The following is a 268-nucleotide window of genomic DNA, read 5'->3' as shown; positions in this document are numbered from 1 at the left end:
TCCCCCACGCGATAGAACCGGTCGAACACGCGTTCGCGTTCTTCTTGCGGAATGCCCGGCCCGGTATCGGAGATTTCGACGACCGAACGCCCGTCCCGAATCATCAGGCAGACGTCCACGCGTCCGCCTTTGGGCGTGTACTTCGTTGCGTTATCGATGAGATTGTTGAACATCACGCGCAGCGAATCCGCATCGCCCTTCACGGTCGCCGGCTCGCTCGCCTCGATGCCGAGATCGACGCCGCGCTCCTGCGCGACCAGCACGCAAC

At 63.1% G+C, this 268-nt stretch carries 1 protein-coding gene; it reads right to left on the bottom strand.

Annotated elements, in window-relative coordinates:
- On the bottom strand, nucleotides 1-268 hold a 268-nt coding region (locus NCR39_RS29555), incomplete at both ends, for an ATP-binding protein (RefSeq protein ID WP_250456329.1).

Source organism: Caballeronia sp. ATUFL_M2_KS44 (genome assembly GCF_023630965.1).
In the GTDB taxonomy this organism is placed as follows: domain Bacteria; phylum Pseudomonadota; class Gammaproteobacteria; order Burkholderiales; family Burkholderiaceae; genus Caballeronia; species Caballeronia concitans.
This window is presented reverse-complemented; position numbering and strand designations above follow the sequence as displayed.